The sequence below is a fragment of the Parasphingorhabdus sp. genome, from assembly GCF_039939955.1.
In the GTDB taxonomy this organism is placed as follows: Bacteria; Pseudomonadota; Alphaproteobacteria; order Sphingomonadales; family Sphingomonadaceae; genus Parasphingorhabdus.
Window position 1 is genome coordinate 503630 of record NZ_JBDVHS010000002.1, and the last position, 23935, is coordinate 527564.

At 55.5% G+C, this 23935-nt stretch carries 23 protein-coding genes; 11 read left to right on the forward strand and 12 right to left on the reverse strand.

The window, feature by feature from the left end; genetic code table 11:
• Window positions 1-28: 28 nt before the first annotated feature.
• Genes ABJG22_RS02670 through ABJG22_RS02685 form a run of 4 tightly spaced genes read left to right on the forward strand, consistent with a single transcriptional unit; the run spans window position 29 to window position 4393 of the window.
• Entirely contained in the window at window positions 29-1324 is a 1296-nt protein-coding gene (locus ABJG22_RS02670) for a M24 family metallopeptidase (protein WP_348018684.1), read from the forward strand.
• A complete protein-coding gene (locus ABJG22_RS02675) occupies window positions 1321-2160 on the forward strand; it encodes an LLM class flavin-dependent oxidoreductase (RefSeq protein ID WP_348018685.1) in 840 nt (279 codons plus the stop codon). The genes ABJG22_RS02670 and ABJG22_RS02675 overlap by 4 nt, the downstream gene beginning before the upstream one ends.
• A complete protein-coding gene (locus ABJG22_RS02680) occupies window positions 2157-3425 on the forward strand; it encodes an NtaA/DmoA family FMN-dependent monooxygenase (RefSeq protein ID WP_348018686.1) in 1269 nt (422 codons plus the stop codon). Before ABJG22_RS02675 ends, ABJG22_RS02680 begins: the two co-directional genes overlap by 4 nt.
• On the forward strand, window positions 3422-4393 hold the full coding sequence (locus ABJG22_RS02685) for an alpha/beta hydrolase (protein WP_348018687.1): 972 nt from the start codon (window positions 3422-3424) through the stop codon (window positions 4391-4393). Before ABJG22_RS02680 ends, ABJG22_RS02685 begins: the two co-directional genes overlap by 4 nt.
• Window positions 4394-4447: 54 nt before the next feature.
• Here the strand turns inward: ABJG22_RS02685 and ABJG22_RS02690 are convergent, their stop codons facing one another.
• Complete coding sequence (locus tag ABJG22_RS02690) at window positions 4448-5368, reverse strand: hypothetical protein (protein WP_348018688.1); 921 nt, start codon at window positions 5366-5368, stop codon at window positions 4448-4450.
• A gap of 174 nt (window positions 5369-5542) precedes the next feature.
• On the opposite strand from ABJG22_RS02690, the gene ABJG22_RS02695 reads away from it, so the two are divergent.
• Both ABJG22_RS02695 and ABJG22_RS02700 read left to right on the forward strand, forming a co-directional pair.
• The gene (locus ABJG22_RS02695) at window positions 5543-5833 is read left to right on the forward strand and encodes a DUF1330 domain-containing protein (RefSeq protein ID WP_348018689.1); all 291 of its coding nucleotides are present in this window, start codon (window positions 5543-5545) and stop codon (window positions 5831-5833) included.
• A 33-nt stretch (window positions 5834-5866) separates the two neighbouring features.
• On the forward strand, window positions 5867-6841 hold the full coding sequence (locus ABJG22_RS02700; protein WP_348018690.1) for an alpha/beta hydrolase: 975 nt from the start codon (window positions 5867-5869) through the stop codon (window positions 6839-6841).
• A 25-nt stretch (window positions 6842-6866) separates the two neighbouring features.
• Here ABJG22_RS02700 and ABJG22_RS02705 read toward each other — a convergent pair whose 3' ends face one another.
• Entirely contained in the window at window positions 6867-7307 is a 441-nt protein-coding gene (locus ABJG22_RS02705) for a c-type cytochrome (protein WP_348018691.1), read from the reverse strand.
• A 254-nt stretch (window positions 7308-7561) separates the two neighbouring features.
• Between ABJG22_RS02705 and ABJG22_RS02710 the strand changes: the two genes are divergently transcribed.
• Complete coding sequence (locus tag ABJG22_RS02710; protein WP_348018692.1) at window positions 7562-8506, forward strand: alpha/beta hydrolase; 945 nt, start codon at window positions 7562-7564, stop codon at window positions 8504-8506.
• A 1-nt stretch (window position 8507) separates the two neighbouring features.
• On the opposite strand, the gene ABJG22_RS02715 is transcribed toward ABJG22_RS02710, so the two are convergent.
• Window positions 8508-8879 carry a hypothetical protein gene (locus ABJG22_RS02715; protein WP_348018693.1) on the reverse strand — a complete coding sequence of 124 codons (372 nt, stop codon included), beginning with the start codon at window positions 8877-8879 and terminating at the stop codon, window positions 8508-8510.
• The gene (locus tag ABJG22_RS02720; RefSeq protein ID WP_348018694.1) at window positions 8876-10105 is read right to left on the reverse strand and encodes a class I SAM-dependent methyltransferase; all 1230 of its coding nucleotides are present in this window, start codon (window positions 10103-10105) and stop codon (window positions 8876-8878) included. Before ABJG22_RS02720 ends, ABJG22_RS02715 begins: the two co-directional genes overlap by 4 nt.
• 182 nt (window positions 10106-10287) lie before the next feature.
• Here ABJG22_RS02720 and ABJG22_RS02725 point away from each other — a divergent pair, with 182 nt between their 5' ends.
• Window positions 10288-11310 carry a DUF1838 family protein gene (locus ABJG22_RS02725; RefSeq protein ID WP_348018695.1) on the forward strand — a complete coding sequence of 341 codons (1023 nt, stop codon included), beginning with the start codon at window positions 10288-10290 and terminating at the stop codon, window positions 11308-11310.
• Between the two features lie 110 nt (window positions 11311-11420).
• On the opposite strand, the gene ABJG22_RS02730 is transcribed toward ABJG22_RS02725, so the two are convergent.
• The gene (locus ABJG22_RS02730; protein ID WP_348018696.1) at window positions 11421-12980 is read right to left on the reverse strand and encodes an FAD-binding oxidoreductase; all 1560 of its coding nucleotides are present in this window, start codon (window positions 12978-12980) and stop codon (window positions 11421-11423) included.
• Between the two features lie 174 nt (window positions 12981-13154).
• On the opposite strand from ABJG22_RS02730, the gene ABJG22_RS02735 reads away from it, so the two are divergent.
• Window positions 13155-14102: a hypothetical protein gene (locus ABJG22_RS02735; protein WP_348018697.1), complete on the forward strand. Its 948-nt coding sequence runs from the start codon at window positions 13155-13157 to the stop codon at window positions 14100-14102.
• Between the two features lie 20 nt (window positions 14103-14122).
• On the opposite strand, the gene ABJG22_RS02740 is transcribed toward ABJG22_RS02735, so the two are convergent.
• The 4 genes from ABJG22_RS02740 to ABJG22_RS02755 are packed head-to-tail and all read right to left on the reverse strand — an operon-like array spanning window position 14123 to window position 17820.
• Window positions 14123-14752 (reverse strand): isochorismatase family protein, encoded by a 630-nt coding sequence (locus ABJG22_RS02740; protein ID WP_348018698.1) that lies wholly within the window; start codon window positions 14750-14752, stop codon window positions 14123-14125.
• Window positions 14749-15378: a 3-isopropylmalate dehydratase small subunit gene (gene leuD, locus ABJG22_RS02745; protein ID WP_348018699.1), complete on the reverse strand. Its 630-nt coding sequence runs from the start codon at window positions 15376-15378 to the stop codon at window positions 14749-14751. Before leuD ends, ABJG22_RS02740 begins: the two co-directional genes overlap by 4 nt.
• Entirely contained in the window at window positions 15375-16835 is a 1461-nt protein-coding gene (gene leuC, locus ABJG22_RS02750) for a 3-isopropylmalate dehydratase large subunit (RefSeq protein ID WP_348018700.1), read from the reverse strand. The genes leuD and leuC overlap by 4 nt, the downstream gene beginning before the upstream one ends.
• Window positions 16813-17820, reverse strand: coding sequence for an alpha/beta hydrolase (locus ABJG22_RS02755; RefSeq protein ID WP_348018701.1), 1008 nt, complete (start codon window positions 17818-17820; stop codon window positions 16813-16815). The genes leuC and ABJG22_RS02755 overlap by 23 nt, the downstream gene beginning before the upstream one ends.
• Before the next feature lie 347 nt (window positions 17821-18167).
• Between ABJG22_RS02755 and ABJG22_RS02760 the strand changes: the two genes are divergently transcribed.
• Both ABJG22_RS02760 and ABJG22_RS02765 read left to right on the forward strand, forming a co-directional pair.
• Complete coding sequence (locus ABJG22_RS02760) at window positions 18168-19082, forward strand: polysaccharide deacetylase (protein ID WP_348018702.1); 915 nt, start codon at window positions 18168-18170, stop codon at window positions 19080-19082.
• Window positions 19079-20230: an FAD-dependent monooxygenase gene (locus ABJG22_RS02765; protein WP_348018703.1), complete on the forward strand. Its 1152-nt coding sequence runs from the start codon at window positions 19079-19081 to the stop codon at window positions 20228-20230. Before ABJG22_RS02760 ends, ABJG22_RS02765 begins: the two co-directional genes overlap by 4 nt.
• 38 nt (window positions 20231-20268) lie before the next feature.
• Here the strand turns inward: ABJG22_RS02765 and ABJG22_RS02770 are convergent, their stop codons facing one another.
• The 3 genes from ABJG22_RS02770 to ABJG22_RS02780 form a co-directional block, all read right to left on the reverse strand.
• Entirely contained in the window at window positions 20269-21045 is a 777-nt protein-coding gene (locus tag ABJG22_RS02770) for a helix-turn-helix domain-containing protein (protein WP_348018704.1), read from the reverse strand.
• Between the two features lie 114 nt (window positions 21046-21159).
• Window positions 21160-22035, reverse strand: coding sequence for an isocitrate lyase/PEP mutase family protein (locus ABJG22_RS02775; protein ID WP_348018705.1), 876 nt, complete (start codon window positions 22033-22035; stop codon window positions 21160-21162).
• Window positions 22036-22064: 29 nt separating this feature from the next.
• Complete coding sequence (locus ABJG22_RS02780) at window positions 22065-23930, reverse strand: hydantoinase B/oxoprolinase family protein (protein ID WP_348018706.1); 1866 nt, start codon at window positions 23928-23930, stop codon at window positions 22065-22067.
• Between the last annotated feature and the right edge of the window lie 5 nt (window positions 23931-23935).

Below are 23935 nucleotides of genomic sequence, written 5' to 3' on the forward strand. Positions count from 1 at the left end.
GTCGATCTGGTAAGTGCGAGATCAGGCTATGCCCAAATCGCTCCAATCCGATGATGCCAGATTGCTTCGTGCGCTCGAAAGCCGCGGGCCGATGAATCAGGAGCGGGCCTTGGCCGTGATGGATGCGCACGGGTTGGACGGGATTGTCGTCGGTGCGCCGGAAAATGTCTTTCACGTAACCGGGCATTGGCCACAGATTGCGCGGACGCGTATCGGCCAGCCCCCGGGTACATTCGCGGTGCTGACCCGGCGGAATATCGAACATATCGGACTGGTCACCAGCAGCTTTCTCTATTTCTACACCTGGTCCGACGGGCGTGCGCGAGAAGACGTTGAGCCATGGCTCTATAATGGCCTGGGAGACGACGGCGATTTCAGTCCGGCACCGCGCTATGATTTTTGCGCTGACCAGCAGGCCGTGCCGTTAAGCTCTCTAGAGAGTCACCGGAGAACCGCGCTTGATGCTGGATTGGAGCAACGGCAAAGCTTTCACGATGCGGGCGCGGCGCTGGTGCGGGCGATACAGGATATGGGCTTGTGGAAGGGCCGGATCGGTTTTGATGATGCGGTCATCCACGAGGTTGCCCAGCGGCATGAGATGCCCGGTGATCTGGTTCAGGCAGATAATATCCTGCGCGAAATTCGTTTGATAAAATCGCCGCTCGAAATTGCCCTGATGGGGCGGGCGGCAGAGGCCAATGTCCATGCCCTGAACGCGGTCGGTGCGGCGGTTCGTGCCGGTGCGACTCACCGCGACTTGCAGGCACTATATCTCGCAGAGACGGCTGCTCGGGGTAATAAAGCAGTCTTTTTAAACGTCGATCGCGTTTCCTCTGAACTCTTCGGGGAGACGATCAAGGACGGGCAGGCCCTGTTCCTCGACGGCGTTAGCCATTTCATGAACTATCATGGTGACTATGCACGCACGGTGTTTGTCGGTGAACCGACAGCCGCTGCCCGCCGTGCGGCAGAGGCCGCAGCCTTTGGCTGGTCTGCCATCCGCGAGCAATTGCGCCCCGGTCTCCGCTATTCCGAGATCGTCGCTATGGGACAAGAAGCTGTCACCAAAAAGGGCTTCGGGGTCACGATCGGCTTTGGTCCGCATAGTGTCGGACTGGCACACACGGACGAACCTGGAGAGCTGGCGGGCGGCTTTTACCGCAAGCCGGATCTGATCCTTGAGCCGGGGATGATCATCAGCGTTGATTGCCCGGTATTGGATACAGGCATCGGCGGCTCTGCCCATTGCGAAGACCTGATGCTGATCACGGCGGACGGCGCCGAACCCATTCATTCCTTACACGAACCGGTGATAATCATATGAACAGACATTTTATACTATCGGCTACAATCGCGCAGCCCGAGCTCAATGATCCTGCATGGGCAGGAACCGTGTTGGGGGCGGCAGAGCGGGCCGGGGTCGATCTTGTCGTGCTTGGCGCACCCGGTTCGTTGCCATTTGATCCGATGGTGATTGCTGCATGGGCAGCGCCGATGACGCAAAATATCGGACTGGTCCCTTGCGTATCCACTGCAGTTGCACATCCGTTTCATGCGGCGCGATCCCTGTCTGCGATCGATTTCCTGTCATCGGGACGGGCGGCCTGGAACCCGGTCACCGGGGATGGGCATGACGATTCAGTGACAGCTGATATGGTGGCTGCGGCCCGTAGCTTATGGGACGGTTGGGCCGGTGATGCGCTGATTATCGACAAAGAAAGCGGTCGCTATCTAGATGCATCCAAAGTGCGGCTAAGCAATTATGATGGTCCGCATTTCAAAGTGAGAGGGCCGCTAAACGCTGCTCGGCCTTTGCAGGGACATCCATTGCTACTGTGTGATGCTTCCCAGCCATTTGATGTCGCGGCGGCGGACCTCGTGATAGTGGAGGAAGGGCAGGCCCCGCTTTCTGGCACAAACTGTCTGAGGCGGGCCGGAAGCCGTGCCGATCTTGCAGCGCTGGTTGCGGCATTTGAAGCGGGCGAGATTGCCGGTGTGCACTGGACCCTCGATGATCCGGGCGAGGACATTCGGGAGATTGCTGAATTTTCTAAGGCAGTTGCTCATCTCAGACAAACGGCTGCGCCCGATGCAACATTGCGGGAAAGGCTATGCCTTCCCCTCGCCGACCAACTGATCTCCGAAGGAGCGTTCGCATGACCAAACAGATACATTTGTGGGCCTTTCTTCAGGGCATCGGACATTATCCAAGCGGCTGGCGTCATGCTGATGCTCAACCCGAGGATGTCTTCAGCATGGATTATTATAAATCCGTGGGACAGCTCGCCGAGCGCGGGCGTTTTGACTCGATCGTATTCGGTGACCAGTTGCAGTCGCGCGGCGCGAACGGGCATACGCCGGAACGGGTGGCTATTCCGACACTAGACCCGATTGCTCTTCTGGCGGCGATGGGCGCGGTTACCGATCATATCGGCTTGGTCGCGACCGTATCGACGACCTATTTTGAACCACAAGCTGTGGCAGAGCGCTTTGCTACGCTGGACCGGGTCACCGGGGGGCGTGCCGGTTGGAACATTGTCACGACCGCGCATCCGGCCTCGGCATGGAATTTCGGACAAGACGAAATGCCGGAGAAATCCTCGCGCTATGCACGCGCGCATGAATTTGTCGATGCGGCTTGCGAGCTTTGGGATAGTGCCGATGCGGACAGGAAAGCCACTCCGGTTCAATATCGTGGGAAGCATATTAGGATGGACGCCGCGATGCCGGGACCGGTCCTGCCGCAAGGACGCCCGATCCTGGTGCAGGCAGGGCAATCTCCGGACGGTCGTGCTTTTGCAGCAGCGACTGCGGAGGCGATTTTCTGTCCTGCGCCGACCAAGGAAGACGGCATTGCTTTCCGCAATGATATGCACGAACGCATTGCTGCGGCTGGTCGGGATCCGGAAGCGGTCAAGATCATGCCGGGACTGTCTTTCATACTGGCGGATTCAGAAGAGGAAGCAATCGCCAAAGACGAAGCGATACTGGATTTGGCAGACGAAGCCTTGTGTATTGAATATCTCGGAGAATCGATCGGCTTCTGGCTAGGCGGTCACGATCCGAAGGAACCAATTCCATTTGATGATATTCTTGCCGGCACGGAATTTCCGGTCGCTGATATTACCCGCATGTTGGAAAAACCGGCGGCAAGCGGCATCGCGCTTGGCGAATTTGCATCCAACCATGTGCGCACCCCGCGCGGGCATACGGTGTTCCGCGGTACACCCCAGCAACTGGCCGACCGGATGATCGATTGGATTGATTCCGGCGCTTGCGACGGCTTCACTCTGCAACCGGCCTATATGCCGGGCGAGCTGGAGATCTTTGTCGATCAGGTTGTACCCTTGCTCCAGAAAGCTGGCCGTTTGCGGTTGGAATATCCCGGGCCGACCCTGCGTGATACGATGGGGATAGCGGCATGACTATATTGCGGCGTATTGGTGTTGCGATTGCCTTACTCCTGTTGGTTTTGGGTGGCCTGGTTCTCTCGATGCGGTCGGGGGCGTGGAATACTGACCGGGAGCAAGTGACGGCGAAATGGGGTGACGATCCGTCACAATTTATTTCGATCGATGATGTTCCTATTCACTATCGCGACGAGGGAGTGGGACCAGTCGTGGTGCTCTTGCATGGTAGCATCTTGAACCTGCACGAATGGGACGCTGTTGCAGAGCGGCTCAAGGGCCGTTTCCGCGTGGTCCGGTTCGATTGGCCCCCTTATGGCCTTTCTGGACCGGACCCCAAAGGGGTTTACACAACGGCGCGCGCTGCCGAATTGATGAACGGTCTATTGCAGAAGCTGGCCATTGAAGAATTTGCATTGGTGTCGACGTCCAACGGCGCGAATGTTGCGCTTGAATATAACCGGCAATATCCGGGCAATGCATCGGTCATGGCATTTTCAGTATTGCCGCTTGAGCGACCGAGCCAGACCCGCGAGATCGACTGGCGGCTGCGCGCGATGATGCCCTTTCACAAACATCTGGTGCCCGGTTGGCATGCGCGTTCATGGTATCGGTTGATTTTGGAAGACACGACGCCGGATAGTTTTGAACCGACGGCGGAGATGGTCGAACAAATGTATGATATGAACAACCTGCCTGGCGCAGTGGCTCGGCAGAAGGCCTATATCGATTCCAACACCAAGCTATTCCAGACAAGCGACGTTGCCGCGATCGCCGAAACGGTTCGGGTTCCTGTCCTCTTGCAATGGTGTGCCTATGATACGGTCATTTCACAAACAGCCCAGAAATCTGTCGATCGCTTTACCAATACGACGGTCGAACTGATTGAATATGAAGACCTAGGGCATTTCCCCATGTGGGAAGACCCGGACCGGTTTACCGCTGATCTCGTGGCCTTTCTGGATCGCACCGCGAGAACGGAATAGCAGGGTTAAGGCCAACCCTGCTATTCATCCATATAATAGACTAGCGGGACCTATCTAGTTCCGATATTCGGCCGCTTCGCGTGAAAGTCCGGCAATCGGGTCGGCGGCCATTTCCGGGTCCGCTTCGGCCAGCATCGTCCGCCAGTCTTCCGGCATGTCCGAGTAGCGGCTGACTTTCTGTCCGACGCTACGCAGTGTCTGGGTTCCTGCGCCCGGGGGCATTTTGAGCCAACGGGCATAGTCGGTGACATCACCACCATAGGCCATAGCGCTGGCAAAATGTACATTGGGATCAAGTGCTTCATGATCGGGGCTGCTGATCATGCTCATATCGTTCAAGACACGTGTGGCTTGGCCCGGCGTTTCGGCCGTAGCGCGGCTATGGGTCTGGAACGTGATTGTGTTGCCGACGCGATAGAAAACCTCTGGAACATGTTCGAGGGTAAAAGTGGACCCCCCGATGTTTGACGGCAATTGCAACGTGTTGTTCACATCATATTTAATATGCGTAGGTCCGACAGGCGCAAAGGGAAGGTCGATCATCTCTCCGGTAATCGGGTTGAGCAGTTGGTCTGTCCGTTTCGCGCTGTCGAGCTGGGAACGGAAGCCCAATTCATATTGTACCACGTTCATCGTGCCATCGGGATTGGGCTTGACGAGCATGACAGCACCAAAAACCAGTTCGCAAATCGGGATGAGATTAGCGCCCTGCTGTGCATAGTTGCGGCCACGGAAATACCAGAAAACCGGCCCGGCGTCTGACCGAAGTCGCATCCGGCGCATCATGGCCACTCTGCTCGCTGTGTCTGTAGGAATTCCCTGTTCCCTCAACAGCCCGCTGGTTCCAGGTTGGTTATCCGTGCTTGTGGCAGCGCGAACGCCGCTCGCCAGGCTCCCCGCTATGCCAAGTGATACGCCACCTGCCAGCATCGTTCTGCGGCTTAGCAATGAACATTCATCATTGGGATCATACATGGTGGTAACTCCTTTTTAGGATGGGACGGCTGTTTTTCCATGTGCTACCATTTGATGATTTCGCCCGCGTCTGCCGGTGCGACCATGTCCGCTGGTCGGACAGGTCGAGCGGCCAAGGCAAATGAGGGATGGCGCTGTCCTAGGCACTGATCGCATTAATCGATGGAGATATTTATGCCCGCTTGGTTTGTAATTACCGCTCATGTTCACGATCGCGAGCCCTTCGTGAATGTCTATTCTCCCGCAGCAGCAAAACTGGCTGGCGAAATGGGCGGCAAATATATTGTCCGTGGACGAGGCGGCCAAGTGATGGAGGGAAATGACAAAGACGGAGCCGGTGCGGTTGTGATTGAATGGCCGGATCGTGAATCTGCTTTGCGATTCTGGAATTCACCGGAATATGCCGAAATCAAAAAGCTGCGCGATGACTTGGCGGATGTGACCGTCACGCTGGTAGACGGCTAGGCATTTGAATTTTCTCGCAAAGGATTGCGTCCGATGAAACAGTTGATCGCCCTGATGGCGTTGTTATTTGCAGCTACACAGCCGGCACTGGCATCTCCCCCTTCGACGATTGCCACCTATATCCAAGAACTGGAGCCCATGCCGGTCTGGCCGAAAGGCGTCCCGTCGATGACGGATTGGCCCGGTCTTGCGAATGTTCCGGTAGAGGAAGAGCTACGGGCTGATGATGAGCAAGCATGGAATGTTACAGTTCCGACGCTGCAACCCTTTCTTCCGGATCCGAACAAGGCAAACGGCATGGCGGTTGTCATTGCGCCCGGTGGTGGCTTTCGTTTGCTGGCAATCCATCACGAAGGGAGCCGTGTTGCTCGCTGGTTTGCCAAACGCGGTGTCGCGGCCTTTGTCCTCAAATATCGGTTGATCCAATCGCCCCCGGGTGAAAGCAACGAGGAAATGCGCGCGCGCGTTCAGGCCACTCTGGCACCGGGTATCGGCGGCGTTCCCGGGTCCGAAGACGCGGCGGAAGCGCTACGTATCGTTCGCGCCAATGCGGCGCGCTGGGGTATTGATCCGCAGAAGGTCGGAACTATCGGCTTCTCCGCTGGCGGTCATATCGCGGCCATGCCGATGTTTGGCCCGTTAGCAGAACGTCCGAATTTTACCGGTATGATCTATGGCATGCCTTTTGGTGAACCGGGGCCGGATATTCCGCCTGCCAATCTTCCCTATCCGGAAGGAACGCCGAGCGAACCATGGTTGCAGCCACCGGTTACGCCCGCGCCAGATCGTCTGCCGCCAATGTTCATGGCGATGGCCCAGGATGATCTTGCCGTGGGGATTGGTTTTCGTGCCTTTTATGACAAGCTGTTCGCGGCAGGATATCGGCCGGAGATGCACTTATATGCGCGAGGAAAACATGCTTTTGGTGTGGTGCAGAATGATATAACCGCTGATCGCTGGCCAGAGCAGTTTCTGGCTTGGGCCGAAATGATCGTGGCAGAAGACTAGCCTCCCTCCCGATCACCAGAATCGGTCAATCCGCTGCTGGGCTATCCGTCGACTCTATATAGTCGATCAACTGCTTGCGTTTTTCGGAATCCGCTATGCCGGAGAAGGCCATTATTGTGCCCGGCACGGTTGCAAAGGGCTTGGTGATAAATTCGTCGAGCTTTTCTCTGGTCCAGGCAAAGTCTGCTGCGCCGAGAGCCTTGCTATACCTATAACCCTCAACCGAACCTGCCTTTCGGCCAACCACATTGTGCAAATTGGGTCCGGTTTTTTTCGGTCCATCGGCATCGAGCGAATGACAGGCAGCACATTGCATGAACAGCGTTTTCCCGGGCACCGCTTTGGGCATTTTTGACGCGGTTTCCTTGTTTGAACCGGTGTCGGATGGGTTTTCTTGCGGACTGCCGCATGCTGCGAGCATGGCACAAGCCGCGATGGTGTTGACCAATTTTGAAGCTATTGCCATTGTGAACTATTCCTATTTTTCTTGGCCATTATCACCGGCCCTGTCAGCCGAATGATCCTAGGGTAAAAATATCCGCAGAGGGGACATTTCTTCTATGAAAATCACAAGGCAATGATGCATGTTGGATCGACATATGTCCGAGCAGTGAACAGCTTTGGCAAGAATTAAACGTGGTTGTTTGGTTAAACTATAGCGTATTCTGACGTCTGCTATGGTTGAATTCAGGCAAAGTTGATCAGGAAATTGGAGGCCCCATGAACGGTAAGGGTAGAGCAGGCAATATTCCGCAACTGGCGTTGACTTTGACGCGGCGTGCAGCGTTGGTGGGTTTCGGGACCATGGCTAGCGCCGCCGTTGCGCACAAAAGCCGGCTCGGATCAAGTGCGCCGATAGTGACGAAAATTACACTTAGGGCGGATGATGACCGTGCGATCACTATCTTCGATTGGTCTCCCACGCGCTGCGCCGTCGGGACCATATTCTTTTCCCATGGCGCTGGATCTTCACCCGACAAATATACGCGTTTGATCGAACCCTGGGTGATGCAAGGCTGGCGCGTATTGGCACCCCTGCATGTGGACTCCAGAGATCATCCCGACACCGGAAACTATGCCGGCTTGGCAAGCTGGAAGACGCGGTTAGAGGATTTGCGCGCATTATCGGCCTATCTGGGCGGAGAGCATTATGTGGCTGCGGGTCATAGCTATGGCGGGCTGGTCGCGCTCACTTTGGGCGGCGCCCAATCCATCCCACCGCAAGGGGTGACCAGACCGCTTCATGATGACAAGGTGCAAGCCGTGGTTGCTTTCTCTCCACCGGCTCCGATCCCCGTGCTGGTGACCCGTGAAGGCTATGCTGAAATCTCCGTGCCCGCGTTCATTCAGACCGGAACATTGGATATTGTGCCAGGCATTACCGATGATAGCAAAGACGGTTGGAAAGGGCATCTGGTGCCCTATGACGCGGCGGCAGCGGGCGGGCACCGCTATGGTCTGGTGTTAGCGGGCGTGGACCATTATTTCGGTGGCGCTATATGCGACTATGACAAAGCCGGTCCGCCGCAGCTAGCTCAGCTGGATGCGGCTGTCAGTTTATCGAGCCTGTTTTTGCGCGCCCATGGACTCAATCAAAATGGTGCGCGCAAGGGTCTTGAGGAGCGGATCACGGATCGGCTCCCCATTCGTTTACTCGGCAAATAATCTACTGTTTGGCGATTTCTTCAATCGTCTCGTGATAGCCGCGTGCGCTCTCTTGCTGGGCCGCTTCATTGGCCTCTTTACGCATCAAGGAATACATACGCGTCAGCAAGTCCTGACGCCGGGCTTCGCGTTCCTCTAAGGCATCCTGATCCAGCGTCAGTGCTTCGATACCGGCGGCTAGATCGATTCCATTGGCTTTGGCCACACGCTCTGCTGAGTCCAACCGGTCACGGACGACACATAGGTCTCCCGCCAGGACCATGATCATCGACATGACTTGATCCATGCCCGGTGTGTCATAGAATTGTGGGCGCTTTCCCCGCGCATCGCGGATCACATGAGGGCGATCGTCTTGCATATCGTCAAAGCTCATGCTGCCATCTCCTTGGCTAGTTCTTTCTCCGCGACCAGAACTTCCCAACCGCCTCCGGGGGCGTATTCGCCTGCGGTAAATTCGCGATCAGCCACTTCATTGGCGGTTTCTTCGCTATAGCCATCCGACCCGCCAGCAAATTCCATCACTGCCATTGGTGCGTTGTCAAATTTGATCGCTTCGGCGTTAAATCCAGCGCACTTGGCTAGATCGACCTGATCCATTTCACGCATCGCGCCCCAAAATGGTTCATTATTATACCAGGTTTCATTGTCGAGAATGAACTGGGTGAACGGGTCCATCAGGTCAAAGGGTGGCAGGTCAGCATGGATCATCATGCCGCCGGGCGATAGCAGCCGATGGCATTCGTTGAATATGCGCGGCATCGCTTTCCCGCTGGTTTCATGTAGCAGAATATGGCTGACTACGAGGTCGAAATGACCATCGGGGAAGCTTGTTTCCTCAGCGTTCATCTGGGCAAAATTGACCTCATGGCCCATCGCCGCAGCGCGGGCATGGGCGTAGCGGACCACGGGCCCACCGACATCAATGCCCCAGACTTCGGCATCCGGGAAATATTCCTTATAGGGCAGGGTGGCATGCCCGACGGTGCAGCCCATGTCCAAGATGCGAAGGGGTTTGAAATCCGGCTTGTTCCGGCGTAGATAATTGCAGACCGACCGGCCCATGTCGTCATTTTCCGGTCCCATATACCCCATGGAATAGAGATAGACGCCGCGGTCATAGAGGGCGCCGGCAGTAATGTCCTGCTCCGCGACTTCGCTTGCATAGCCGCCGGGCATGCAGTGAATGTCGAGCGCGGTAATATAGCGGGGCGGGGTAAAATCTTCTGGAATATCCAGCTTGGCCTTGCTGGCAGCGGATAGCTGTTTTGCGGTTTCCAGCAATTCGGGCAATTGCCGGTCTAGCGAGACGTTGACCGATTCCCACAAAATTTCCTGCGCCACCCGATTGGCGGAGGCATAATGTTGAAAATAGAGGTTTTTCACCATGGCCGATCGAATGTCGCGCCGGTCGGCTGGTTCGCGGCCATGCTCTTTTTGAAACGCTGGCTTCACCTGCTCATTATAGATCGGGGTCAGGCCCGGCAGCAGAGTGGATTGGATAAAGCCCTTGAAACTCTTGGTGAATTCCTGTCGCGCCGCTTCATCATGCGTGGCTTGTGGCAAGGCTGCGTGATGAGATTGTTGAAATGTATTGAGCATCAATCTGACTCCATGTTGGGCGCGTTCTATATAGCAATGCAAGTTCACCGCTTATAGGGCAATAAGCACCTTGTGCTGCTATCCGGCAGGCGGACAACGAAGGCATTTTGATGCTGAACGTAGTAGGAATGGAGAACAAGTGACTCCATATTGAAAATAGATAGCCAAAGCTGGAGATAAAAATGGACAAGTTTAACCTCAGTCGCCGAGAAAGCTTGGGTCTTGCTGCTCTAGCAACCGGCATGGCGGCGGTACCAACTGTTGCCAATGCGGGTAAGAAAAAATCTGGTATCGACTTCGTGACGAAGATTGATTTCAAAGATCCCAAGTGGAACCGTGATGTCTATGCGCGGATCGACGGGGATATTGATCCGACCAAAGAAAAATGCGGCTGGATCAAGGGCAAGGCGATGGGCGTGCGGCCAAATGAGAAAGTTCGCACGCTATTTGGCGTCGAAGGTTTTAGCTTTGTTCGGATGAAAAAACTGGAGGACGGCAGCTACCGTCGGATGCTTCGTGAAATCGTATTCTATACGGACTTGGAAACCGGTGAAGTCTTGACCGAATGGGAGAACCCCTATTCCAACGAAACCGTAAAAGTGGTTCCGATCGCCAATGATCCTTTCAATTTCACGATCAGCGAATTTTTGCCGGAAGGCCCATCTTATGGCGGGTTGAACAAAGACCTTCGCAAACCCAAACCGTTTTTGCAGGATTGGGAATATGGTCCCAATGGCACGATGATCCTGAACAACGGGATCGATCTCATGTATCCAAACGCGTTGCAGCCAAGCAAGTGGGTTCGCGAATCTGCCGGTGTCATGAATCGGGTGTCCGAACATTTTATCTATGTTGTCGAGCAGAAGGACGTTGAAAATCCGGAACTGACCCATATTCCCCATATTGGGTCTTGGTCGCGGGTTACGCCGTGGCTGCCGTGGATGTTGATGGGAGCGGCCGAAGGGCAGATCAACTATTTCACCCATTTTCAGACAATTCCCGAAGGGGTTGCCGGTTTGCCAGCCCATCTTGTGAAAGCGGCGCGGGACATGGACGAGAAATGGTTGAGTGCTCCGACTGAAGATTATGGTCCATCCCTGTCCAGCTTGGAACTATATGCACGCGAACAAACACCGGCGCCCGTGCCAGAAGGTTGGGAGCCACCCAAGGCACCTGAAGCACCAGCGGGTTTCCCTCCTAGATAGAGCGGGTAGAATATAGCATTCGTCACGAGACCTATGCCGCGTTTTGGTCCAAATCCTGGGTCAAAGCGCGGCCGGTTGGGTGCTGCCAATCCTGCATTTTGGGGTGTTGATTAAAGGCCTAAAGCGCCCGGGTTCATCAATCCGCGCGGATCGAGTTCCTGCTTCGTGGCCTTGACCAGACTGAGCGCCTGCGGATCAAGGCGTGACTGATAAGGATAAGCACGACCGATCTGGAAATGCGCTGCACCGAAATTCTGGTATAGCGCTATGATCGCTTCTTTTAAAACATTGGCATATTCGCGGGCTTCGACATTCTCTTCAAAAGCGGGAATGCTGGCGATGTGATCCGCACCTAGAGTTTCGTGATGATAGCTGCTGCGCTTGTCGGGCCAATAGAGCGCGATCTCGTAGAGGAAACCGGCAGGACCAGCGGGCGAGAACATCGTGCCCAGCCAGACGCCCAAACGGTCCATCTCCACCTGCTGTTCGGCTATCAGGGCGTGAAATGCTGCGTTGAATGCAACAACGGCATCATGATTCAATATGCCGTGGACCGGCACCCATCGTTCGCCACCGGGGCCTAGAATATTGGTCAGCGGCGCAAAGGGCATTGCCCGGACAAAGGTCGGCATAGAATTGGCAATTTCCCGACCGATATCGGCTAGAAGATAGCGCAAACGGCGCGCTTTTGCAGCGGCATCAGCGGGATCAAATCCCTCGACAATGAAATGGCACATATAGGCACCGGAGCGCATCGGGTCTTCACCGGCTATGGCCATGCGCATCAATTGGGCGAGGCCCTGTAATTTGCGCGGCGCCTTGCGCATCACTTCCGTCGCAATTTTTAATCGCGCGCCGATGCCTTCTTGCCGGCCGATTTGTCCTTGTGACAGAGCGAGATCCAGACCGAAGTGGGAGTCATCCAGTCTTTCCGCCTGAGCGATTTGTGTCGCCCGATGATAGGATTCAAAATCATCAAACGCAAAGCTCATTGGTTCGCAATGGTCCAGCGTCCGGATCAAGGGCAGCGTGATCGCTGTCTTTAGTCCGAATGCCCCACAGTCTCCGGTAAATAGCCCGGTCAGATCAGGGCCATAGTTGCGGGTAGATGTGGCGGCGCTGGTGGTTATCAATTCTCCATTGGCAAGCACGACGTCCATCGAAAGTGCGGATTGGGCCGATACGCCATGGGCACTGCTGCCGTGGCTGACCGTATTTTGACTCATGCTACCGCCAACAGTGGCAGCAAGACCGGAAAACGGGCCCCAGAAAGGCGTACGCAATTTCTGCGCGTCGAGCGCTTCTTTCAGCTTCGCCCATGTGGCGCCGGCGCCAACGGTGACCAGTAAATTTGCGGCGTCAATTTTGATCTCATCCAGCGCACCGAGATCAAAGAGAAGATGACCACCGGCAGGATAGAGATAGCCATCGGTATAAGAGGCACCGCCACCGCGCGGCACCATTGCTACGCCCGCTGCGGCGCAAAGCCGCACTGCTTCCTGGACTTGCTCTGCCGATGAAGGCTTCGCAATTGCCAGCGGTTCGCCACCCGAGCGATATACATCGTTGGAAAAATAGGAAAGATCATCGGCCTCGGTAAGCACGCGTTCCGCGCCCAGCAATTTTTGCATCTGTTTCACTAGGCTTGCTGGCTTTTTAATACCGGTCATTTCATTTGGCTCCGTTGATCCAGTCTATGGATGCGGATCAAAAATGTCACTTCCTATGTCGCTTCCCGATCTATCCGTTGGTCGGTCAGCAGCGTGCCTGATCGCCGCGCGGATGAAGGTTTGTGCTGGTCTATCATATTCTTGGTTCAAAAGGTTTGTCTGCAAATGATTGCAATGGATAACGGGTTTCAGGAAGCGGTCGGGATTGTCGACGACCTGGATAGCAGCGGGCAGCGTATTGCGGCGGCTTTGGGCTTTGTCGAAATCTATCGGGGAAAGGCACCCGAGGCCGCTTTGGTTTTGCTGGGGATGGAGGACGAGCAAGCTGTGCAGGAACTTGTGCTGTCCCATCCGACCAGTGATCGCGGTCAGATTCGTTTGCTGTCGTCGCAAAAGCAATCGCACGCTATCATGCGCGACGGAGCGCAGGCGTGGGACACGGGCGGGCTCTTCGACGTCAATATAAGAGCGCTGAAATCCATTGATGATTTGCACCATGCAATGGGGATGCAGGGATTTGTGTCTCCCGCTCCGATCACCGGCTTTGATTTTGATCCGGTTTCCGTCCGTGAAGTTCTGGAACGCGATAGTGACGGATTATGCTTTGCCCTGATGGAGCGGATAAAGCCGCCGCTCTCTGGATTTGAAGATGTTGGCGGACCAGCTTCGTGGCTGTTCAACGCCACGCAGGTGGTGTCCGATTTTTCTGCCGCCCGCGACTTTTATGTCGAACAATTGGGATGGCAGGTGGTTCAGGAAGCCAGTTGGACGCATCCCGATGGGCGCAATTGCATGGGCCTGCCTGCGGGTCTGGCCCCGGATATATTGGTCACGGTTGGCGTCTATCAAGCCAATGGACTGATGGAAGGTTCGGTCGAGATCATTCAATTCGGTTGCGACGGACTGGATTTTTCTGCCGATTGTCCGCCAAAGCGGGGCTGGGGGGCTTTGCGTTTTCCGGTTTCCAGCATCTCCGATTTTCAGTCCCGTGCGGAGAGCGGCGGCTGTAAAACCATCGGTCCTGTTCCTGTGGACTGGGCGCTGCACGGAAAATGTCGGGCGGTGGCGGCTATAACGCCTTGGGGTGTCCGACTGGAAGCCTTGGAACCCATGACAATCTAGCGGTTAGGCGCTGTAACGGCCTAGCCTAGACCCTGAAGGAATTTCACGGTCTCGTCTTCGCTGACAACATCCGCATATTTTGCGTTCATATCGAACAAGTTGGCATCATGGGGTGCTTCGTGTCGATCGCCGCAGGCTTCCGCAACGACCGCTGTGCGAAACCCGTGTGACATGGCATCGATGCAACTCGCGCGCACACAGCCGCTGGTGGTCAGTCCGGTCAGTAGCACGCTGTCGACGCCCATGGCCGTCAGGGTGGAGGCCAGGGAGGTTCCGAAAAAGGCACTCGGATATTGTTTGGTGATGATCAATTCATCATCCTGTGGGTCCAATCCCTCGGCAAAAGCGCCCATAGGATTGCCTTCGACAAAATAACGCAGCGGTGCGGCTTTTTCGAAGAAACGTCCGCCGTCAATCGTACTCGGGTGATAGGATACGCCCGTGAGGATTACCGGTATTTTTGCTTGTCGAGCCACTTCGCGTACACGCAAGGCCGAAGCCAGTGCATCATCTACATCCGCATATAGATCGCAATCGGGGTCAAAATAGCCTTGGCAGAAATCGATCAGGATCAGGGCGGGCCGCTGACCGAAACCGACTCTGGTGTCATAGGCCCGGCGATAATTCTCAAGCAGGTCATCTTCGCTCATGGAGTCATCTCTCTTTCATAGAGCCAAGGCTGGTCTTGGCGTTGCCTTGCTTCAAAGGCGCTAATGTCATTCACTCTTTGATTCAGGATTTGCGCAGTTTCATCCCAGCCATTGATAAGAGCCAATTTCCGTTCTGGCGCGATATCAAAGTCAAAGCGAACATCATCCTCCACTGCTATGGTCTGGCTTTCCAGGTCAATGGTCAAATTCAGGCCATCTTTTGCGCGGCCGAGCAATTTTCGTACGGTTTCATCCGGCAGGGTGATCGGCAATATGCCATTGCGCAAGCAGTTGGCTTGGAAAATTTCCCCGAAACTAGGGGCGATGACCGCGCGGACACCAAAGCCAAGCAAGGCCCAGACGGCCTGTTCGCGGCTTGATCCCGATCCGAGATTGGCACCTGCCAGAAGGATGGGGGCTTCGCGAAAGGGGTTTTGGTTGAGGATGAAATCCGGGTTTTCTTGGCCATCGGTTTCGAACCGTCGATCATGAAATGCATAGCGGCCCAGTCCTTCGCGCGCGGTAATCAGCAGAAAACGCGCCGGGAAAATGATATCGGTATCGATATTGTCCTGTTCGAGAGGAGCGGCGATGCCGGACAAGGTCTTAAAGGGCTGAGCTTTCATTGTGCTAATTTTCTAACATCGGTGATGCAGCCGGTGATGGCGGCGGCAGCAGCCATGGCGGGACTCATCAAATGGGTTCGGCCTCCGGCCCCCTGACGACCCTCAAAATTGCGGTTGGACGTGCTGGCGCAGCGATCTCCCGGTTCCAGACGGTCGTCGTTCATTGCGACGCACATCGAGCAGCCCGGATGCCGCCATTGAAAACCGGCCTCGGAGAAAATTCTGTCCAGCCCTTCGGCTTCTGCCTGAAGGCGCGTGGCGCCCGAACCGGGGACGACGATTGCTGTTACTTCGGATGCAACCGAACAGCCGGCCGCGACGGCAGCGGCGGCGCGTAGGTCTTCGATGCGACCATTGGTGCATGATCCGATGAAGACGTGGCTAATGGCTGTCCCTTCCAGCGATGTGCCGGCTTGCAGGTCCATATATTCCAAGGCGGTTTCCGCTTGTCGGCGTGCGGCCATATCTTCGTGCATCGCTGGTTCGGGAATAGCGCCGCCAATAGACACGCTCTGGTCGGGGCTTGTGCCCCAGGTGACTTGTGGTTCAATCTTATCCAAATCTAGCTCGACCATGAGGTCATATTGCGCGCCTTTGTCGGTTTTCAGGCCTAGCCAGTAAGCCGCAGCCCGGTCCCAAGATGGCCCTTTTGGCGCGAGCCTGCGGCCTTTTACAAAATCTAGAGTGGTTGCGTCCGGTGCGACCAGACCGACCCGGCTACCAGCCTCGATCGTCAAATTGCACAAGGTCATTCGTTCGGCCATCGACATGGCCGACACAGCCGGGCCCGCATATTCCACAGCAAAGCCGGCAGCGCCGTTGGTGCCGATATGTGCAATCAGCGCCAAGGCAATATCCTTGGCAGTGACATGGCGCGATGGGGTTCCCGACAATTGCACCAACATCGTCCGCGCTTTTTTCTGACGCAGGCATTGGGTGGCCATGACGGTGCCGCATTCGCTGGCGCCGATACCAAAAGCCAAGGCGCCAAAGGCGCCATGGGTGGTCGTATGGCTGTCTCCGCATACGATGGTGGTGCCGGGCAAGGTGAAACCGCTTTCCGGGCCAATGACATGGACGATGCCCTGATCTGCGCCTTGCAAGGCGGCATAAGGCATATCAAAGGCGGCGACATTGTCTTCCAGCTCGGCCACTTGCGCCCGAGCCAGCGGGTCTTCAATCGCCGCATTGCGGTCGCGCGTGGGTACCGCATGGTCCGCAACGGCATAATGGGTCAAAGGGCGGCGCAGTTTCCGTTCGCTGGAGCGCAAGGCCGCAAAAGCTTGCGGGCTGGAAACTTCGTGCACCAGATGGCGGTCGATATAGATGAGGGCTTCATCATCAGCCAGATCGCAGACGCGGTGGCTCTCCCACAATTTTTCATAGAGCGTCCTAGCGCCTGCCACAGTCAAACCTTCCGACACGCTTTGACCATCATGGTTTTGTTGCTTCAGCATCGGAAATCACGCCGGCTTCGACATAGGCCGCAATCCATTGTGCAAAACGATCGGGCGATTCCAGCGGTGGATAATGACCGACGTCCGGCATGATCACACGGGATATCTGCGCCGACCCGAGATAGCCGGTGATCGCATCTGCTGCGCTTTCGGGAAGCAGGGCATCCGCGCCGCCCCAGATCAGAAATGTCGGTGCCGTGATCTTCTTCATTTCGATTTTGGCCTGCACACCGTCACCAATCCGCGCAACCAAAGCAATCGGGTGTTTTTCCGGCGTCCGGCGGTTGAAATCATAATATTCCTTGCGCGTCTGTTCGCTGATCCGCGCAGGATCGCCGGCAAAATAGGTCAAATATTCATTCCAGAACGTCATATCTGAAAAGCCTGTTTTGCGGGATTTTGCAGTTGCGCTGAGGAAGCTTTCGGGCATCACCAAATGGCTCGTATCAACCGGATCCGATGGCGTGTTGGAGATGATCAGCCGTTCCACCAGATCGGGGCGTTTGGCGGCCAGATACATGCCCATGGTGCCACCACTGGATACGCCAACGAAGGTGAGCTTCTTGACGCCGAGCATTTCCACAAGCTCTTCGGCAATTTCGATGGGCTGAATATTGGCTGCGGCCTCATCAGATACGCGGCCGGACAGTCCATAGCCCGGGATATCGAACCGTATGACCCGGTAGTTGGGTTTCAGGATTTCTGTTATCCGATCCCATGTCCGTGTCGAGCTGACCGATCCATGGACCATCAGCAACACCGGTCCACTGCCTTCGTCTTTATAATGGACTTCAACGCCCTTGATGTTGGCATAGCGGCTCTGCTCGTCGCCGTAACGCTCACGTAGCTCTGCAATGGTGAGGCGGGGCTGCGCTTCTTCTGATGGAGCTGCGACAGATGCCGATGTGGCCGGTTTCCCTGACTGCGCAGCTGAGCAGGCCGGCATCGCTGCCAAAATTGCCGCGCCAGCGCAGGCTAAGGTCATTTTCGGGGACCATCGATTGGTGAACATTGGGTTTTCTCCATTGCATGTCTTTGGGCATTACGGCCGGCTCGTCATCGGTCCATAGGATGCAGGATGCAGCCGATTTTTGACAAGCTTTATTGCTACATGATTTGAACCGGTTGGGCTTAAAGCGCTACGGCAAATATCCGACTGGTGGGGAGTCCGCTCACCATAGGCTATCAAGTTTCGAAATTGACGGAAAGCGCAACCCAGCCCTGTTGCTTCAAGCTGTTGTCCGAACGGTGGACAAGGGCTAGCAATAGACTGGGGCGGAGATGATGAATATGTTTCAACCGGTTGAAGTCAGCCACAAGCAGGTAGATTAAATGGAATATGATTACGTCCCCTTGCCAGAGCGTCAGCCTTTAAAATGGCCCAATGGTGCGAAGGTCGCTTTGATCCTGACTTTCAATCTGGAGACATGGGATCTGACCAAAGATACGGACAAGCCTTATTATGCGGGCGGACCATCTATCTTGCCGGATATTTTGCCTGGCAACACACCAGATTTTCCAAATTATAGCTGGCGCGAATATGGCCAGCGCGTTGGTATCTGGCGCCTGTTCGATCTGTTTGACGAGCTCGGCGTCAAGGCCAGTTGCACGACCAATGCGGTGACCTTTGAACGACGCAAAGCGATGACCGATGCCGTTTTGGAGCGTGGCTGGGAACTGCTGACCCACAATTGGGAGCAGGGTGAATTGTTGACCAATTTTGCGGGCGATCCTGAGAAAGAACGTGAAATAGTCTTGCGGACGTTGGAGCAGTTTGAAAAATTCACCGGCCGAAAATCGAAAGGCTGGTTATCCTCTTCATTGCGGGGCACGCTGCAAACAGCCGATATTCTCGCTGAAAATGGCTGCACGTTTTATTGTGACATCATGAATGACGATCAGCCCTATATGCTGCGTACGCCAAACGGTCCGATCGTGTCTGTGCCCTATTCGAATGAGATCAATGATTTCACCTTCATCACGCGCAAGAATTTCACCACGGACCAATTCCGCGACGCCCTGATTGAAGAATTGGATGTCCTTTATGAAGAGGGTGCCACCAGCGGACGGATCATGAACGTCGGTCTCCATCCCCATGTATCCGGTCGCGCTCATCGGGTGCGGGCGCTGCGCGAATTTATCGAACATGCCAAGTCGCTGCCGGGCGTTTGGTGGGCAACGCGTGAAGAAATTGCGGCGTGGTATTTGGATAATCATGAAAGCCATATTCCAGGTCAATTGGGATGAGCCGGCCTGAAAAAATTGTAATTGTGGGCGGTGGTATCGCCGGGATGACGGCTGCAGCCGCGATTGCTGATCAAGGCTTTGCGGTGACCCTGCTGGAATCCGCTCCGGAATTTGGAGAAATTGGTGCCGGGGTGACGCTGTCGCCCAATGCGATGAAGGGTTTGGACTTCATCGGTATTTGTGAAGAGGTCGCTGCGGCCGGTGTTGAGCCATCCCGCCAACGCATCCAGCATTGGGAAGATGGCCGGGCGCTCGTCACGATGGACCGGTCTACCCAACGCGAGAAATATGGCGCGCCCTACGTGACCATACACCGGGCTGATCTGCACGATTTATTGACCGCTGCCGCACGTACAGCAGGTGTCGATATGCGCACCAATAGCGCCGTTGTCGATAGCGAGGGATCAACCGCAATTCTTGCCGACGGCAGTCGCGTAACCGGTGATTTGTTGATCGGTGCTGACGGTGTGAAATCGGTCATTCGTCAGCGCTTCGAACCGACCGAACCGCATTTTACCGGCCATGTTGCCTGGCGCGCCTTGGTGCCGGTAACGCCGGAACTTCAGGAACTGTCTGACTTTCCCGGCATCATAATTGGGCCGGGCGCAATGATTACGCGCTATAATATTCGGGGCAGCGCTGCGATGAACCTTGTGTTTTTTGCGCGGCAGGATGGCTGGACCGATGACGGGTGGGCGATTGCCGCTGACCCTGCCGAGATTGAGGCAATCTATGCCGATTGGTGTGATGACGCGCAGAAATTAATCGCAGCGGCTTGTGAACAACCGATGTTCAAATGGGCGATAAATGCCCGGGGCGCGCTTCCCGACTGGATCATCGATGATTCTGTCACGCTGATCGGAGATGCAGCCCATGCGATGACGCCATTTCTTGGTCATGGCGCCGCCTGTGGTATCGAAGATGCCGTCATCATGGCGCGCGCATTGGCCGCTTCTGATGATATTGCCGAAGGGCTGTCGCGCTATCAAGCCGCCCGCCATGAACGGGCCACTTGGATACAATCCGAATCCAACGCCAATGCTGATCGCATGCAAGGACAGGATGCCGACCTATTTGGTATCGGCAAGGCGAAGGACGAGGAGTCTCTCGGTCTGTTCCATTATGACTGTCGGTCGGAACCCGTTTGATGGGTTCCCGTTTCGGTCGATATTACGGGAACGGGCCGTTAATTGTTGCTAAGCCCGTGACTGATCGCAGCGGCTGTTTTCAACAAATCGTCGAGATAATCTTCTAGCGCATCGCTCAACTTCATCGCTGCAACAAAGAATACCATCGTCATCGCAGCTTCAAAATGGCCGTTTTTGAATATCGGAACTGCGATTGACGACGTTTTGCCCGGCGTGAGGTTGAAATGGTTGCGCCCCTGTGTTGCGTAGCCTTCTTCGCGGATTTGGTCGACGTTCAGGCCGATTTCCGCGGTCGAGAGATAGTCGATATCTATCTCCTGTGAAATACGCATGAAGCGGAGAATCATCTCGCGGTCTTCATCCTGGGCAAAGGCCATGGACAATTTTCCCGAAGCGCTATCCAGAATAGGAACGGTGAAACCGGGGTAATAATGTTCGAAGGTCAGCGAGGAATTGGCGTGGGTGCTGTCCCGCAGCATCATGTTGCGGCCTACGCGGACGGCTATAGACACTGGCCATCCGACGCGTTTGGTCAAATCGACAATATGGGGTCGCGCGACGCTCACCAATTGGTCTTCATGTTGAAAGCCGGTGGCTAGTGTCTGGACCAAAGCGGTGGGACGGTAGCGTTTGCGCGCAGGTTCCTGTTCGACCAGGCCTTCATAGAGCAATGTTTGGACAATGCGGCAGGCCGTTGGATAGGGAACTTCTGCGGCTTTCGCTATTTCCATCATCGTCATGGAGCCATGACGGTTTATCGCCCGCAGCGCAGAAAACGCTCGCGTAATGGATCGAATCGGTACGCCTTTTTCCATGACTATCTGAACCTCTCTATGCCGATGACAGAAAGGTGACATCAATAAGTCAAATGTCCGCAAATAGGAATCATTTATCCGATAGTCGGATATTTTATCCGAAGAGCGGAATAGCTATCTGCTGGATGGCTTTGCGTCCTGTGCCCACTTCTTCTCGAACTCCCAAACATCTTCAAATCCGATCAAAGAGCAGAATTCGCTAAAGTCAAAAATCCCATCCGGTTGTCCGATGCCCTCTTCTTTCAGGCCGATCAGAGCCGTCTCCATCGCAGAGGCGGCGGCAAGGCTGGTCAAAGACGGATAAATGGCGAAGCTATAGCCAATTTCTGCCAATATCGACGCGTTGGGAACCGGTGACAGTCCGCCATTGGACATATTGGCCATGACCGGCTTTTCAAAATTGGCGCAGGCCCGCCGCATTTCTTCTTCACTGGTCAGTGATTCCGGGAAAATTACGTCTGCGCCGGCTTTTTCATAGGCTTCCAGACGGCGTAGGACGCCATCCATCCCTTCGCTTTCCCGGGCATCGGTGCGCGCGACGATCAGAAAATTCTCGTCTTCTTTGGCGTCAACTGCGACCTTGATCTTCTCGACCATGTCTTCCAGCGGGATCAGGCGTTTGAACGGGGTGTGCCCGCATTTTTTCGGGAATTCCTGATCTTCCAGCTGGATTGCGGTAACGCCCGACGCTTCATAGCCTTTCACCGTGTGATGCACGTTCAACAGACCACCATAGCCGGTGTCGCCGTCGGCAATTACCGCAGCGTTGCTGGTCCGTGCCAGCGTCTCCATCCGATTGCGCATTTCGGTATAGGTTGCGATGCCGGCATCGGGCAGGCCCCAGGCCGAGGCAGTCAACCAATATCCAGTGCCGTAGACGACATCGAAGCCCACTTTATTCGCGATTACTGCGGTTATCATGTCCTGGATGCCAGGAATTACAAAGAATTTACCAGCCGCAAGCTTCTCGCGCAGGATAGGGTTTGCCATTCGTGTCTGTCCTTGAAAATCGGGGTTTGTTATTCGGCCGTCTGCCATTGGGGCTGCTTCGGTGCCGGAAGTCCGGTCTCTGCCAGACAATTGGCGCGCAGCGTTTCGATATCGGGGCCGTAGTTGAACGTGGGCAAATCGCCATCCCGGGCATCGCGCATTTTCGTGCGCAGCGCGTCGGTTGCAGACTGATCGACTTTGCCATTGGTCAGCACAACGCCATAGCGGAGTGCGCCTTCGACGGTCACAAGACCTTTCTCCAACTCGACGGCAAGCAATTCGGGTTCGCGTTCGAGCGGATCGCCCCAGCCACCGCCACCCCAGGTGACGAAATGCAGCTGATCACCGGCTTCCACTTCATAATCTTCCAGCTTGTTGCCGAGCACGATTTCGGTGCCGTCATTCTTGATCAGCAGCTTGCGCGCCCGGGCACCGGGTTCGCCGCCATTGACGCCCCAAGGCGGTACGAACCAGCGGTCATCATGGATAGCAATGACGCCCGGCTCGAGGAAACGATAGACCATGTTGATGCCGTTGCCGCCGCGGTGGAGGCCCGGCCCGCCGGAATCCGATACGGTTTCATAGCGCTCGATCCGCAACGGGAAATAGCGTTCGAGAAATTCGTTCGGAACGTTGGTAAAGCCCGGCCACAGCGAGTGACCATCCGGTCCGTCGCCCAAAGGCCTTCCTGGGATGCCGCCAAAACCGATCTGAAACAGTTGGAACCATTTTCCGTTCTTGTCGGTCCCGGCATAGAAAAGATGCGGTGAGGACGAGAAGCCCGCGGCGTTAAGAAACTCCGGTGTCTTCTGGCCGAGCAGACCACCGAGGATGTCGAACAAGCGGCCAAGCGCATGGGTCCGACCGGACAAGGCTGCTGGAAATTTCGGTTTCAGCAGCGAGCCTTCCGGAATGCGAACGTCGATAAGATCGTAGAAACCGTCATTGAACAGAATCTGCGGATCAAACACCATGATCATGTAGATGCCAAAGAACATCTTCATCATATTTTCGTTCAACAGGAAGTTGATTGATGCTTTGGATTGCGGATCGGTGCCCTCGAAATCCAGAATGACCCGACCGTTTTCGCGCCACATGGTGCAGCGGATCTTGTAGGGCCCATAGCCCATGCCATCGTCGCAGATATAATCTTCGAAGCTGACTTTCTCTTCACTCACCGACGTCTCGATCAGCTTTTGCATCGCACGATGGTTGCGTTCGAGCAGCAGGTCGGTGGCAGAGGCATAGACATCCTCGCCAAATCGATCGCACAGCTCGACCACCCGGCGCGCAGCAACGCGGCACGATGCGATCAGTGCGTTGAGATCGGCTTTGCACCAGTCCGGCGTGCGGGTCTGGTGCATGATCAATTTGATCAGGTCTTCATTATATTCGCCGCTTTTCCAGATTTTGATGGGCGGGATGCGGACGCCTTCCTGAAAGATGCTTGTCGCATCGATCGGCATGGATCCGGGAACCTTGCCGCCGATATCGGACATATGGCCGAACATGGACGTATAAGCGATCAGACGGCCATCCTTGAACACCGGCATGAGCACCAGCCAGTCGTTGGAATGGCTGATCGCGCCGGCGACCGAATAGGGATCGGACAGGAAAATCAGATCGCCTTCTTCGACCGTGCCGTCAAATCCTTCGAGGAACGGGCCGATATAGCTACCGAACTGGCCGACAATCATCCGGCCCTTGCTGTCGGCGATGAGGGGGAAAGCATCGCCCTGCTCGCGGATGCCCGGAGACATTGCCGTGCGCACCAGCGTGGCGTCCATTTCGATCCGCGCGTTCCGCAAGGCATTTTCGATCACTTCCAGCGTGACGGGATCAATTGCCACCGTGTTGAAGGGTGTTTCGTTAGACTGAATAATCTGTGCAGGCATAAATC

Bases quoted from the DNA above. Each gene is read 5' to 3' on its own strand.
- ABJG22_RS02705 (WP_348018691.1), bottom strand. From the start codon at position 7,307: ATGGCAATAGCTTCAAAATTGGTCAACACCATCGCGGCTTGTGCCATG.
- leuC (WP_348018700.1), bottom strand. From the start codon at position 16,835: ATGCTGAAGCAACAAAACCATGATGGTCAAAGCGTGTCGGAAGGTTTG.
- ABJG22_RS02680 (WP_348018686.1), top strand. From the start codon at position 2,157: ATGACCAAACAGATACATTTGTGGGCCTTTCTTCAGGGCATCGGACAT.
- ABJG22_RS02715 (WP_348018693.1), bottom strand. From the start codon at position 8,879: ATGAGCTTTGACGATATGCAAGACGATCGCCCTCATGTGATCCGCGAT.
- ABJG22_RS02725 (WP_348018695.1), top strand. From the start codon at position 10,288: ATGGACAAGTTTAACCTCAGTCGCCGAGAAAGCTTGGGTCTTGCTGCT.
- ABJG22_RS02740 (WP_348018698.1), bottom strand. From the start codon at position 14,752: ATGAGCGAAGATGACCTGCTTGAGAATTATCGCCGGGCCTATGACACC.
- ABJG22_RS02755 (WP_348018701.1), bottom strand. From the start codon at position 17,820: ATGACCTTAGCCTGCGCTGGCGCGGCAATTTTGGCAGCGATGCCGGCC.
- leuD (WP_348018699.1), bottom strand. From the start codon at position 15,378: ATGAAAGCTCAGCCCTTTAAGACCTTGTCCGGCATCGCCGCTCCTCTC.
- ABJG22_RS02670 (WP_348018684.1), top strand. From the start codon at position 29: ATGCCCAAATCGCTCCAATCCGATGATGCCAGATTGCTTCGTGCGCTC.
- ABJG22_RS02730 (WP_348018696.1), bottom strand. From the start codon at position 12,980: ATGACCGGTATTAAAAAGCCAGCAAGCCTAGTGAAACAGATGCAAAAA.
- ABJG22_RS02685 (WP_348018687.1), top strand. From the start codon at position 3,422: ATGACTATATTGCGGCGTATTGGTGTTGCGATTGCCTTACTCCTGTTG.
- ABJG22_RS02695 (WP_348018689.1), top strand. From the start codon at position 5,543: ATGCCCGCTTGGTTTGTAATTACCGCTCATGTTCACGATCGCGAGCCC.
- ABJG22_RS02710 (WP_348018692.1), top strand. From the start codon at position 7,562: ATGAACGGTAAGGGTAGAGCAGGCAATATTCCGCAACTGGCGTTGACT.
- ABJG22_RS02760 (WP_348018702.1), top strand. From the start codon at position 18,168: ATGGAATATGATTACGTCCCCTTGCCAGAGCGTCAGCCTTTAAAATGG.
- ABJG22_RS02675 (WP_348018685.1), top strand. From the start codon at position 1,321: ATGAACAGACATTTTATACTATCGGCTACAATCGCGCAGCCCGAGCTC.
- ABJG22_RS02735 (WP_348018697.1), top strand. From the start codon at position 13,155: ATGGATAACGGGTTTCAGGAAGCGGTCGGGATTGTCGACGACCTGGAT.
- ABJG22_RS02700 (WP_348018690.1), top strand. From the start codon at position 5,867: ATGAAACAGTTGATCGCCCTGATGGCGTTGTTATTTGCAGCTACACAG.
- ABJG22_RS02770 (WP_348018704.1), bottom strand. From the start codon at position 21,045: ATGGAAAAAGGCGTACCGATTCGATCCATTACGCGAGCGTTTTCTGCG.
- ABJG22_RS02775 (WP_348018705.1), bottom strand. From the start codon at position 22,035: ATGGCAAACCCTATCCTGCGCGAGAAGCTTGCGGCTGGTAAATTCTTT.
- ABJG22_RS02690 (WP_348018688.1), bottom strand. From the start codon at position 5,368: ATGTATGATCCCAATGATGAATGTTCATTGCTAAGCCGCAGAACGATG.
- ABJG22_RS02765 (WP_348018703.1), top strand. From the start codon at position 19,079: ATGAGCCGGCCTGAAAAAATTGTAATTGTGGGCGGTGGTATCGCCGGG.
- ABJG22_RS02780 (WP_348018706.1), bottom strand. From the start codon at position 23,930: ATGCCTGCACAGATTATTCAGTCTAACGAAACACCCTTCAACACGGTG.
- ABJG22_RS02720 (WP_348018694.1), bottom strand. From the start codon at position 10,105: ATGCTCAATACATTTCAACAATCTCATCACGCAGCCTTGCCACAAGCC.